Here is a 12474-nt window from a genome sequence, read left to right as displayed (position 1 = left end):
TTTACCGAATGACACCGCGAATAATCGCGAAAAGCGTCTCTTCCAAAATACAAATATCTCAGGACCGTCTCTCACCCGTCTGCGCGCGATCGACGTCGCCGCCGGGGCGCGCGGGCCGACAAAGCACCTTCGAAGCACCTTCGCGGGGCAGGGAGGCGGGCTCGCAGGGGCCCCGTCGCGTCAGCCGGCCAGAAGCCCCGCGACATGGGCCACGAGCCGCCGGGCGACTTCCTCCTTGCCGAGGCGCGGCCAGGTTTCCACCGCACCGTCCCGTCGGATCAGGTGAACCGTGTTGTCGGCGCCGCCCATGACGCCGCCCTCGGCCGACACGTCATTGGCCACGATCAGGTCGCAGCCCTTCCGGGCAATCTTCGCCCGGGCGTGCTCGACGACCGTGTCGGTCTCGGCGGCGAACCCGACCACGAGGGGCGGGCGCCCCACCGGCAGGCGCGCGATCGTGGCGAGGATGTCGGGATTCTCCACCAGCGGCATCGGCGCCGGGCCGGTGCCGTCCTTCTTGATCTTCTTGTTGCCGGCCTCCTGCTCCGGACGCCAGTCGGCGACCGCGGCGGCGAAGACCGCGATGTCGGCTGGCAGCGCCGCCTCGACGGCTTCCAGCATCTGCCGGGCGGTCTCGACCCGGACGACGGCGACGCCCGGCGGATCGGGGAGCGCCACGGGCCCGGAGACCAGGGTCACGGCGGCACCGGCCGCAGCGGCGGCCGCCGCGATGGCGTGGCCCTGGCGGCCGGAGGAGCGGTTGGCGATGTAGCGGACCGGGTCGATCGGCTCGTGGGTGGGACCGGAGGTCACGAGCACGCGCCGGCCGGCCAGGGGCCTGTCCCCGGCCTGCTGGCCGAGCATCCGCTCCAGCGCATCGGCGATCTCGTTGGGCTCGGCCATGCGGCCGGGGCCGGATTCGGGCTCCGCCATCCGGCCGGCATTCGGCCCGACGATCTGGACGCCGTCGCCCTCCAGGACCGCGCGGTTCCGGCGGGTGGCCGGATGCGCCCACATCTGGACGTTCATGGCCGGCGCGATCAGGATCGGAAGGGTCGTCGCCAGCAGGACCGTGGTCGCGAGGTCGGCCGCGTGGCCGCCGGCCATGCGGGCCATCAGGTTGGCGGTCGCGGGCGCCACCACCACGGCATCCGCCTGACGGGCGAGCTTGATGTGGCCGATCTCGGCCTCGGAAGCCCGGTCGAACAGGTCGGTATGGGCCCGCTCGCCGGCGAGCGCGGCGGCGGCAAGGGGCGTCACGAATTCCTGCGCCCCCGCGGTCAGCACCGGGCAGACGCTGGCGCCGCGCTCGCGCAGGCGCCGGATCAGGTCGAGGGCCTTGTAGGCCGCGATGCCGCCGCCGATGACGAGGAGGACGCGGCGCTGGGCGAGGGTCTCGGTCATGCCGACGACCCTCTGCGCGCCGGTGCGCGCCCGTCAAGCGGCCTCAGGCCGCGGCCGAGACTGCCGGAGCCTTCAGCCCGCCGAACCGGCGCTCGCGGCGGCCGAACTCGGCGACTGCCTCAGCCAGGTCCTCGGGACCGAACTCGGGCCACATCCGCTCTGTGAAATGCAACTCGGCATAGGCCGCCTCCCACAGCATGAAGTCGGAGAGACGCCGCTCGCCGCCGGTGCGGATCAGCAGATCGACATCGACGGGGGAGCCGTGCATCGGGCCGGCAACCAGCTTGCCGAAGCTCTCACGGGTCGGATCTTCGCCCTGGAGGCGCTGCGACGCGGCGATGATCGCGTCGCGGGCCGAGTAGTCAACGCAGATCCGGAGATGCAGCCGGGTCCCCGCCGCCGTGGCGGCTTCCGCCGCGGCGATCGCCTCGGGGATGCCGTCCGGCAGACGGTCGCGCCGGCCGACGACGCTGAGGCGCGTGCCGGTCCGGGCGAGGCGCTGGGTCTCGTTGCGCAGGTAGGAGCGCAGGAGCCGCATCAGGCCGCCGACCTCTTCGGCGGGGCGCTGCCAGTTATCCGCCGAGAAGGCGTAGAGCGTGAGCGTGCCGATGCCGAGATCCGGACAGGCCTCGGCGGTGCGCCGGATCGACTCCACGCCGCGGTGGTGGCCGGCCAGCCGCGGCAGGCCGCGCTGCGTGGCCCAGCGCCCGTTACCGTCCATGATGATCGCGGCGTGCAGGGGACCCGGCACCGCTTCGCTTTGCATCGTAAAGTCTCCCGGCATGGGCGTGGCGTTCAGGTCTATCGAGACGGGATTAACATTCCCGGCGGGACGGGGCGGTCTCACGCCGTTTTCGTGGCCGGATCGAGGCCGCGGACACCGGATTCGGGGCCGCGCTCGGCGGCCTGCGCGGCGTCGCGCACCACCTGCTCGAGCACGCCGAGATAGCCGATGAAGCGCTGGCGCCCGGTGACGGTGAGGCGGCAGACTGTCTGCGACCGGTTGTGCGCGAAGCCCTTCTCGAGGCTCACCAGATCGGCCTCGCTCAGCACGGCGAGGTGGCGGCTCAGGTTGCCGTCGGTGAGCCCGCACAGGCGCTTGAGATCCGGGAAGGGCAGGCCCTTCGGATGCGCCACCAGGGAGGTCAGCACGCTGAGGCGCGCCCGCTCGTGGATGATCCTGTCGAGCCCCTCGTAGGAAAAGCGCCCGTCGGAACGGTCAGCGGTCGTCATCGAAGGCCCGGGCCGCGTGATGGATGATCCCGGCCAGCCACGCTTGACCGAGCAGGAAGGGCAGGCCCATCGTCCAGGGGGACAGGGCCCGGGTCTCGGCCGAGACCGCCAGCACGGCGAGCCCGGCGAGCAGGTACCAGGCGCCGACGCCCTGGACAGCCCGCGGCAGGATCCGGGACGAGGCGAACAGGCCGAGGCCGACCAGCACCTGCCAGAGACCCGGCAGCATCCAGACCTCGTCGGGTGCGAAGCGGGCGACGACCAGGGCGAGGCAGGCCCCCGCGCCCGCGGCCGGCAGGAACACCTCGATGGCGTTCCAAACCATGGCGTCGGCGAGGCCGGAATGCAGGCGCCGGCTGCGCCGGACCGCCTCGACGCCGATCATCATGAAAGCCGCGAGGGCGGCCGCGATCCAGAGGCCGAAGAACAGGCCCGGCCGCGCCGCGGGATCGCCGAGCCACAGGGCCTGCCCCGCCGCGCAGGCCAGCGCGAGGAAGCCGGTGCCGGCGACCGTCGCCGCCCCCAAACCCTGGAACGCCGTGTCGCGGGCGATCTGCGAGCGGATCGCCACGATGTCGGCCAGCGCCTTGTCCAGGTCCTGCATGTGCCTCAAGCCCCCGGCTGCAGCATGCTTCGCATCGCGCTTTGCATCGCAAAGTATCGACAGGATGGGCTTTCCGCAAGCCGCCTGTCCCACTCCGCCGATGCGGATCTTCTCAGCATCCGAGCCCGAGGTCGAGATCGGCACCCCGTGAATTCTACTTAATGGCTGTATTCGCTACACCTTCTCCAGTGGAAGGGGTTCTCGCCCACCCGCCGGTCCCAGGCGCGCGCGGCCTCCCACGGAAGTTGTCAAACCGCACCCGTGCAGGGTTCCTCGGAGCGGGGTCCAGGCCCATATTGTTCTCATGCCAGCACCGAAGAAACCGCGCGCCGCTTCCGTTTCGGCGTCGTCCGCCAAGGCGTCGAAGCCCGAGCTCAAGCCGCTCGACACCTATCTGGCCGAGCTCCTGAACCCGGCGCTCAACCGGAACCGGCCGGCCGCCGTCGAGCCGCCCCCCGAGCCGCCCGCGCGGCCGGGCAAGCCGAAAGGACGAGCCGGCAAGGACGGCACCAAGGCCGCCGCGCGTCGGGGCGCGATCGCCCGCGACGGCTTCGCGGAGGCTCCGCAGGCCGGCTACGCCCTCGGCGACGCGGCCGATGTCGATCCGCGCCTCGCCCAGGCGCTCGGCCTGACGCCCCCGGAGGACGGTCCGGTGCCCGAGGGCGCCGACCTGCCGGATCCCGGCGGCGACGGCGGCGCCTCCGCGACGGTGTCGGCCCTGGAGCGGTTGCTCACCGAGGGCAACCCGCTGTTCAAGGACGGCCAGACCTGGGTCCCGCACCGCCCGGAGCGACCGAAGAAATCCGAGGGTGGCGTCCGGTTCACGCTGAAATCCGAGTTTAAGCCCGCCGGTGACCAGCCGAAAGCGATCGCCGAACTCGTCGGCGGCGTGCAGGGACTCGAGCGCGATCAGGTGCTGCTCGGCGTCACCGGCTCGGGCAAGACCTTCACGATGGCCAAGATCATCGAGGAGACCCAGCGCCCGGCCCTGATCCTGGCGCCCAACAAGACGCTGGCCGCGCAGCTCTACGGGGAGTTCAAGGCGTTCTTCCCGGACAACGCCGTCGAGTACTTCGTCTCCTACTACGACTATTACCAGCCCGAGGCCTACGTCCCGCGCTCCGACACGTTCATCGAAAAGGAATCCTCGATCAACGAGCAGATCGACCGGATGCGCCACGCCGCTACCCGCGCCCTGCTGGAGCGGGACGACGTCATCATCGTCGCCTCGGTCTCGTGCATCTACGGCATCGGCTCGGTCGAGACCTACACGGCGATGTCGTTCACCGTCTCGCTCGGCGAGCGGATCGAGCAGCGCCAGCTCATCGCCGACCTCGTGGCCCTGCAGTACAAGCGGATCCAGTCGGATTTCGCCCGCGGCACCTTCCGGGTGCGCGGCGATTCCATCGAGCTGTGGCCCGCCCACTTGGAAGACCGCGGCTGGCGCATCGGCCTGTTCGGTGACGAGGTCGAGAGCATCGTCGAGTTCGATCCGCTCACCGGCAAGACGATCTCCGAACTGAAATTCGTGAAGGTCTACGCCAACTCGCACTACGTGACGCCGCGCCCGACGCTGCAGCAGGCGATCAAGGGCATCAAGAACGAGCTGAACGGCCGGATCGAGGAATTGACCAAGATGGGCCGGCTCATCGAGGCGCAGCGCATCGACCAGCGCTGCACCTTCGACATCGAGATGATCGAGGCCACCGGCGCCTGCAACGGCATCGAGAACTATTCCCGCTACCTCACCGGCCGGAAGCCCGGCGAGCCGCCGCCGACCCTGTTCGAGTACCTCCCCGACAACGCCCTGGTCTTCACCGACGAGAGCCACGTCACGGTGCCGCAGATCGGCGGCATGTACCGGGGCGACTTCCGCCGGAAGGCGACGCTCGCCGAATACGGCTTCCGGCTGCCCTCCTGCCTCGACAACCGCCCCCTGCGCTTCGAGGAATGGGACGCAATGCGCCCGCAGACGGTCCACGTCTCGGCGACGCCGGGCAAGTGGGAGATGGAGCAGACGGGGGGCGTCTTCGCCGAGCAGGTGATCCGCCCGACGGGGCTCGTGGATCCGGTGATCGAGATCCGCCCGGCCCGCAGCCAGGTGGACGACCTGCTGGGCGAGGTCCGCGAAGTCGCGCAGGCCGGCTACCGGACCCTCGTGACCACGCTCACCAAGCGCATGGCCGAGGACCTCACCGAGTATCTCCACGAGAACAGCGTGCGGGTGCGCTACATGCACTCCGATATCGACACGCTGGAGCGCATCGAGATCATCCGCGACCTGCGGCTCGGCGCCTTCGACGTGCTGATCGGCATCAACCTGCTGCGCGAGGGCCTCGACATCCCGGAATGCGCCTTGGTGGCGATCCTCGACGCCGACAAGGAGGGCTTCCTCCGCTCGGAGACCTCGCTGATCCAGACCATCGGCCGCGCCGCCCGCAACGCCGACGCGCGCTGCATCCTGTACGCGGACAACATCACCGGCTCGATGGAGCGGGCGATGGCCGAGACCGAGCGGCGCCGCACCAAGCAGCTCGCCTACAACGAAGAGCACGGGATCACGCCGCAGAGCGTGAAGCGCGGCATCGCCGACATCCTGAGCAGCGTGTTCGAGCGCGACCACGTCCAGGTCGATACCGGGCTGGCCAAGGACGCGATCACGGTGGGCCACAACCTCAAGGCCGTGATGGCGGATCTGGAGAAGCGCATGCGCGCCGCCGCCGCCGATCTCGACTTCGAGGAGGCAGCCCGCCTGCGCGACGAGCTGAAGCGGCTCCAGGCCACCGAGCTTCTGGTCTCGGACGACCCGATGGCACGACAGAGCGACGTGGAGCGCGAGGCCGGAAAGTTCGGCCGGAAGGCGCCGCGCGGGGCAGGGGGCGCAGGCGGAGGCGGCAGCCGCATCGCCAAGCCCGACCTCGACAATATGGGCCCCGGCACGGACCGGGAGCTTCCGGTGGGCGGCCTCGCGCCGGCCTGGCAGGAGCGGCCGAAGCCGCGCTCGACGCAGGGGCTCGGCGGGCAGAAGCCCAAATACAAGGGCGGCGGCGGACGGCGGCGGGGCTGACCGGCCGCCGTTGGCTCAGGCGGCCTCGTGATCCCGGCCATGCGCCGTCGCGGCCTCGCCGGCATCGACGATGGCCTGGGCGATCCGGACGGCGAGGGCGTTGCAGGCCTCGTCGTAGGCGTGGGGATCGGCCTGTACGGCCGCCTGTGCGACCGCGCCTGCGCGCTCCCGGACGATGTCGCGCGCGGTGCGCAAGGCGTCGGCGAAGGGCTCGAAGGGTCGGGGCATCGGCGCGCTCCGGAAGCGTCGGGCCTTTGGCCCGGATTGGCGGCTGGAACGAGCAGCGCCCCGAAACTGTTCCCGCCGCCGGCTGGACGTGGACGCCGGACCGGCCCAGATCAGCGGCCAGAAGAGACGAGCACGCGATGGCCTCAGAGACGAACACGCCCCCGACCCTCGATGACGAGACCCTGGCCTTCGCCGCCCGCGTCTTCCAGTACGCGCGGATGGGCCATGCGGAGGATCTCGCCGACCTGTTCGGGCAGGGGCTGCCGGCGAACCTGCGCAACGACAAGGGCGACAGCCTGCTGATGCTGGCCGCCTATAACGGCCAGGCGGACGCCACGCGGGTGATCTTGGAGGCCGGCGGCGACCCGGAACTCGCGAATGACCGTGGCCAGACGCCCCTCGCCGGTGCGGCCTTCAAGAACGATCTCGCGATCGCGCAGCTCCTGCTCCAGCACGGGGCCAGGGTGGACGGGACCGGCGACGGCACCCGCACGGCCCTGATGACGGCGGCGATGTTCGACCGCACCGAGATGGTCGACCTGCTCCTCCGCCACGGCGCCGACCCGGACCGGCGCGACGCCTCCGGACAGAACGCCGCCGACATGGCCCGGGCAATGGGTGCCCAGGCGACGCCGGCGCAGCTCGACGGGGCGCCCCGGAGGCAGGCTTAGGCCCACTTTCAGAAACGGATCCAGGCGGGCGCGACTGTCGCCGCACAAGGGAGCACAGCTTTGGCGCGATGGATTGGGGCGGTCCTGCTGGCCTGCTTTGCGGGACCGGCGTCCCTCGGGTCGACCTCCGCCGCTGAATCGCCCTGGCCGGCCTTCGGACACGATCCGAGCAACCGCAACTTCTCGGACCTGACCCAGATCGACGGCGACACTGTCGGTCGGCTGCGCCCCGCCTGGATCTTCCAGACCGGAATCACCGGATACTTCCAGGCCCAGCCCGTGATGGTGGACGGCACCCTCTTCGTCTCCACGACGCAGAACAACGTCGCGGCCCTCGACGCGAAGACCGGCAAGCCCGTCTGGACCTACACCCACAAGCCGCGCACCGAGAAGATCTTCGGACCACCCTCGAACCGCGGGGTCGCGGTGTCGGGGGGGCTCGTCTTCGAGGCGACCATGGACGGGCGGCTGATCGCCCTCGACGCGAAGACCGGCAGGATCGTCTGGGACAAGGAGGCGGTCCGCCCCGAGGAGGGCGAGAGCGAGACCGCCTCGGGCCTCGCCGCGACGCTCGGCGGCAAGCCCGTCCAGGGCTCGAGCCGCCTCGGCTTCAAGATGCCGCCGTTGGTTGCCGACGGGCTCGTGATCGTCGGCGTCACCGGCGCCGGATACGGCCTCCACATCGAGGACGAGGCGGGCGGCCTCGATGGCGGCGCCGTCGTCGGCATCGAGGGCGGGTACGGACGACGCGGCTGGCTCGCGGCCTACGACGCGAAGACCGGCGAGGAACGCTGGCGCTGGTACGTCACGCCGTCCGAGGGTTGGGAGGGGGGCTTCGTCGCCCAGACCGCCGACGGCACGCCGCTCCACCGGGACATCGCCGCCGAGAAGGCCGCCGCTCCGGCCAACCGCGACGCTTGGCGCGTCGGCGGCGGCTCCCTCTGGATGACGCCGGCCTATGATCCGGATCTCGGCCTGATCTTCCTCGGCACCGGCAACCCGGCCCCGCAGAATTTCGGCCTCTCGCGTCCGGGCGACAACCTCTACACGATGTGCCTCGTGGCCCTCGACGTGAAGACCGGCGCGCTGCGCTGGTACTACCAGCAGGTGCCGCACGACGAATGGGGCTACGACGTCGCCGCGCCGCCCTTCCTGCTCGACATGCCCGGTGGCGCGAAGGCGGTGGCTTCGGCAAGCAAGACCGGCTGGATCTACGTCCACGACCGCGCCACGGGGACGCTCCTGGCGCGGTCCGCGCCGCTCGTCGATCAGAAGAACCTGTTCGCGCCGCCGACGCCGCAGGGCACCGTGGTGGCGCCCGGCCCCCTCGGCGCGGTCTCGTGGCCGCCCACCGCCTATGACGGCCGGCGCGCCTACGTTCAGGTCCGCCACGGGGCGACGACCTACACGGTGAAGACCGTTCCGGCGGCCGCCGGGCGTCCGGAGATCCGCTACACGGAGACGGGCGAGGCGAAGGGCGAGGCGTCCTTCAGCACGCTGACGGCGGTCGACCTCGTGGATGGCGGCAGGATCGCCTGGTCGGTCCGCAGCGGGAGCCGTCTCTCCGGCGGGACCCTGGCGACGGCCGGCGGCCTCGTCTTCTCGGGAGAGGAGGACGGCCATCTCGACGCCCACGATGCGAAGGACGGCCGGATTCTCTGGCGCTTCCAGTGCGGGGCCGGCATCAGCGGCCCGGCGATGACCTACGCGCTGGACGGCAAGCAGTACCTCGCGGTGGCGGCGGGCGGCGCCTCCTTCACCAAGGCATCCGGGTTCGGCACCGGCGACGCATTGCTGGTCTTCGCGCTGCCCGATTGACCGCGACCGAGCTTGGCCGGATGTCTCCCGTCCGTTCGGGGGACGGATGGCCATGGCGGACCTGTGCGAGGACATCGGGGGCGGGGCGACGGTCCAGCCGACGGATCGCGGTCCGCCGGTCATCCGCACCATCGCGATGCCCGCCGACACCAACCCCGCCGGCGACATCTTCGGCGGCTGGCTCATGGCACAGATGGATCTCGCGGCCGGCAACGTCGCGGCCCGTCGGGCACGGGGACGCTGCGCCACCCTCGCGGTCGACGCGATCACCTTCCACCATCCGGTCTTCGTGGGCGACGAGGTGAGCCTCTATGCGTGGCTCCTGAAGGTCGGGCGCTCCTCCCTGCGCATCCAGGTCGAGGTCTGGCGGCGCGAACGGGCGAGCGAGGTCACCATGAAGGTGACCGAGGCGACCTTCACCTTCGTGGCGATCGGCGAGGACCGGCGCCCGCGGCCTGTGCCACCGGCCGAATCCGGGCTCTGATCCGGTTTCGAGGACGGGATCGGGGCGACCTTCAGCGACGCGGCGGGATCCACGGCGCCTGAGAGGACCGGTACGGATCCGGACCGGTGGCGTGCGCCCGAGGGTCAGCATTCTATGCGCGCGGGCGGTTTTGCCGATCCGGGACCGTATCGGATCGGTGCCGGACGGCCGCAGCCCTGTCATCGCGGGCCGTGAGACCGTGGCGACCGTTGAAGCGCCGGGAAACATGCGCCTCGGTGGCGAAGCCGCACCGATACGCGAAGGCGCCGATCGACATGTGGAGGCAGGCCGGGTCGGATCGACGTCCCTCTCCGGGCGCGAGAGAGGCAGTTCCAGGAACCGTCCGGGCTGTCGGCGTCCGCCGCGACTCCGCCAGCCCGTCGATCCGGCAGGACGATCCCGCCCGGAGCCTGAACCGAGCGCCGGTCGGCAGGGCGAGCCACATCCATCCTGCGCCGATCCCGCAGGGCGGTCGCCAAGCGGCTGCATCTCGGTCGCGAGGACGGCATTCCGCGCGCGTCCCGCGTCCGGCGGCGATACGCGTGGGATGGCCAAGCGCCGAGGGTCGGGGACGATCGGGCGGCGGATCCGCCTCAGCGCGCCAGGACGGCGTAGCGGGTGCGCAGGCGCAGGCCGAACACCGCCATCATGAACATGCAGCAGGTGGCGTTGTTACCGTTGTAGAGCACCGTCTCGAAGGAGGCCGAGACCAGCCCGAGAAACCACAGCCGCAGGAACAGCATGGTCTCCGCGTCGAGGCGCATTCCGCCGGCCACGCGCTGCAGGTCGCGCACCGGGGCGAGGACGAAGGCCACCACGGTGAGCGCGAGGAACGGCAGGCCGCCGATCAGCGCGGTGTCGAGATAGGCGTTGTGGGCATGGTCGACGGTGGTGACCCAGGTGAGCTCCTCGGAACCGGCGTACATGGTGCGTTCGGTCATCCAGAAGGCGCCGATGCCCCAGCCGCGCCAGGGCCGGATCATGATGTTGTCGATGGCGAACTGCCAGATCTCGCTGCGGCCCGTGAAGGTCGCGTCGGTGAGCAGCGCCCCCACTGCGTCCTGGATCGGCGGCGCGAGCACGGAGCCGATGGAGATCAGCGAGAACCCGATCACGGGGCCGAGGAGCAGCAGGCGCCGCAGGAACCCGCCGGTGAGGACCTGGCACAGGCCGGTGACGGCGAGGATCACCGGAAGGAGCAGGATCGCGGTCTTCGAGCCGCTCGCCACCAGGAAGCCGGCCGCCAGGAGCACGATCGCCCAGCCGAGCAGACGGCTCGCGACGGTGGCGACGTAGAGGCCGACGATCACCAGGATCACCATGGCTGCCCCGGCCTCGTTCTTCTGCGGGAAGATTCCGCGCCAGAGACCGGGATGGCTGGGATCGGAATTGACGTCGAAGGCCGAGTGGATCGCGAGATTGGGCACGAGGGCGACCGCGAGGTAGGAGCCGAGCACGATCACCAGGGCGGATCCGGCCATGGTCAGCGCCAACTGCCGGGGGGATCGGGCCACGATCAGCACGCCTGCCGAGAGCATCGCCGCGATGGCGAACAGGACGAGCCGCCGCAGCGACAGGCTGGGCTCGATCGACAGGAGCGCCGTCGCCCCGAGCCAGACGGCACAGAGGACGAGGGGGCGCGTCAGCAGCGGATGAAGGTGCCGGACGCCGATCCGGTGGATCGCCGCGGCCATGGCGGCACCGGCGCCGAGAAACAGGACCTGCGTCAGCAGGCTTCCATCTTCGGAGGCCGCGAGCATCGACCGATCCGACAGATCCTTCAGCCAGACGTGGTTCCAGAGCAGGACGAAGACGAACCCGTTCAGGAGCACGCGCAGCACGTCGGGCATGTCCCGGCCCGCGACGCCGCGCTGCCGCCCGTCGGCCGGGATCCCGATCGCCGCGTCCGCAGAAGCCATGCCGTCCCACCGCGAGGCCGCGCCGTGCGGCCGAGACCATTCTAGCGGCCCGCGGGTCCGGGGCGATGGAAAATCAGACGTTCCGGCCGACGATCGCGCGATAACCTTGACGTAAGCCCGAAGCGATCAGCGCCGCATCGTGTACTGCGAGCGGCCGGCGGATTGCCGCATCAGGAACGAGGCCATCTCGGCGAGTTCCGGGGCCTTGGAGCGGAAGGTGACGGACAGCGCCAGCAACGTGTCCTTGTGATCGAGCCCCGGATAGATCCGCTCCTGGACCGGGACGTGCTCGGCCCGCAGCTTGGCGGCGAGGCTGACCGTGTGCCGCGGCTTCACCACCGTGTCGGCGTCGCCGGTCGCCAGGAAGGCGGGGGGCGAGAGCGGGCCCGCGAAGGCCACCGGCTGCGTTGCCTCCGGATCGGGAGCCTTCCCGAACACCTTCACGGTGGTGTCCTGATCGAACGGCAGGAAATCGTAGGGTCCGGACAGGCCCGCGACCGCCTTGATGACCTTGGGATCGATTCCGGCCGCGATCACGTAGCGCGGGTCGAGGCCGAGCATCACCGCGTTGTAGGCCCCGGCCGAGTGGCCGGCGAGCACGATCCGGCGCGGATCGCCGCCATAGCCCGCGATGTTGTCGCGCACCCAGGCGATGGCCGCCGCACCATCCTCCAGGAAGCCGGGGAACGGCGCCTCCGGGTAGAGCCGATAGTCGGGCAGCACCGTGACGAAGCCCTGCGCGGCGAGCGCGTGCCCGACGAAGGCGTAATCGTCCTTGGAGCCGCTCTGCCAGGAGCCGCCGTAGAAGAACACGAGGACCGGCGCATTCTCGGCGGCCGCCGTCGGGACGTAGACATCGAGGTGCCGCCGCGGCCCTTCGCCGAAGGGCTGGTCCTTCGCGGCGAGGCGCCCCCCCGGATCGCGCGGGCCGATCGCGTCGAACAGGGCGAGCGGCGAGGCAGCGGTGAAGCCGAACGCGGCGAGCCCGAGACAGAGGAGGCTAGCAAACGCGGTGAGGAGGCGTGTCATATCCCATCCGGTTATCC

The 12474-nt window shown here is 70.8% G+C and carries 11 protein-coding genes; 4 read left to right on the top strand and 7 right to left on the bottom strand.

Going from position 1 to position 12474, the window contains the following annotated elements:
* Positions 1–180: 180 nt before the first annotated feature.
* The 4 genes from coaBC to BM396_RS12255 form a co-directional block, all read right to left on the bottom strand.
* A complete protein-coding gene (gene coaBC / locus BM396_RS12270) occupies positions 181–1404 on the bottom strand; it encodes a bifunctional phosphopantothenoylcysteine decarboxylase/phosphopantothenate--cysteine ligase CoaBC (protein WP_043388675.1) in 1224 nt (407 codons plus the stop codon).
* A 43-nt stretch (positions 1405–1447) separates the two neighbouring features.
* The gene (locus tag BM396_RS12265) at positions 1448–2170 is read right to left on the bottom strand and encodes a di-trans,poly-cis-decaprenylcistransferase (RefSeq protein WP_043388677.1); all 723 of its coding nucleotides are present in this window, start codon (positions 2168–2170) and stop codon (positions 1448–1450) included.
* Between the two features lie 77 nt (positions 2171–2247).
* On the bottom strand, positions 2248–2637 hold the full coding sequence (locus BM396_RS12260) for a transcriptional regulator (protein WP_043345490.1): 390 nt from the start codon (positions 2635–2637) through the stop codon (positions 2248–2250).
* Positions 2624–3241, bottom strand: a complete 618-nt coding sequence (locus tag BM396_RS12255; RefSeq protein WP_043388679.1) for a hypothetical protein — start codon at positions 3239–3241, stop codon at positions 2624–2626. Before BM396_RS12255 ends, BM396_RS12260 begins: the two co-directional genes overlap by 14 nt.
* 304 nt (positions 3242–3545) lie before the next feature.
* Between BM396_RS12255 and uvrB the strand changes: the two genes are divergently transcribed.
* A complete protein-coding gene (gene uvrB / locus BM396_RS12250; protein WP_043388682.1) occupies positions 3546–6308 on the top strand; it encodes an excinuclease ABC subunit UvrB in 2763 nt (920 codons plus the stop codon).
* A 15-nt stretch (positions 6309–6323) separates the two neighbouring features.
* On the opposite strand, the gene BM396_RS12245 is transcribed toward uvrB, so the two are convergent.
* Positions 6324–6536, bottom strand: a complete 213-nt coding sequence (locus tag BM396_RS12245) for a hypothetical protein (RefSeq protein WP_043388686.1) — start codon at positions 6534–6536, stop codon at positions 6324–6326.
* Positions 6537–6673: 137 nt separating this feature from the next.
* Between BM396_RS12245 and BM396_RS12240 the strand changes: the two genes are divergently transcribed.
* The 3 genes from BM396_RS12240 to BM396_RS12230 all read left to right on the top strand — a co-directional run bounded on the left by BM396_RS12240 (position 6674) and on the right by BM396_RS12230 (position 9509).
* Positions 6674–7207, top strand: coding sequence for an ankyrin repeat domain-containing protein (locus BM396_RS12240; RefSeq protein WP_043388688.1), 534 nt, complete (start codon positions 6674–6676; stop codon positions 7205–7207).
* Positions 7208–7291: 84 nt separating this feature from the next.
* Positions 7292–9025: a pyrroloquinoline quinone-dependent dehydrogenase gene (locus BM396_RS12235; protein WP_244538864.1), complete on the top strand. Its 1734-nt coding sequence runs from the start codon at positions 7292–7294 to the stop codon at positions 9023–9025.
* 136 nt (positions 9026–9161) lie between these two features.
* The gene (locus tag BM396_RS12230; RefSeq protein ID WP_236962141.1) at positions 9162–9509 is read left to right on the top strand and encodes an acyl-CoA thioesterase; all 348 of its coding nucleotides are present in this window, start codon (positions 9162–9164) and stop codon (positions 9507–9509) included.
* Positions 9510–10102: 593 nt separating this feature from the next.
* Here the strand turns inward: BM396_RS12230 and BM396_RS12225 are convergent.
* Positions 10103–11428, bottom strand: a complete 1326-nt coding sequence (locus BM396_RS12225; RefSeq protein WP_043388693.1) for an O-antigen ligase family protein — start codon at positions 11426–11428, stop codon at positions 10103–10105.
* Between the two features lie 126 nt (positions 11429–11554).
* The gene (locus BM396_RS12220) at positions 11555–12457 is read right to left on the bottom strand and encodes an alpha/beta hydrolase (RefSeq protein ID WP_043388696.1); all 903 of its coding nucleotides are present in this window, start codon (positions 12455–12457) and stop codon (positions 11555–11557) included.
* Positions 12458–12474: the final 17 nt, after the last annotated feature.

It is taken from the genome of Methylobacterium sp. UNCCL125, assembly GCF_900116795.1.
Taxonomy (GTDB): Bacteria; Pseudomonadota; Alphaproteobacteria; order Rhizobiales; family Beijerinckiaceae; genus Methylobacterium; species Methylobacterium fujisawaense.
The sequence above is the reverse complement of the archived record's forward strand: the minus strand, read 5'-3'. Positions and strand labels throughout refer to the sequence as shown.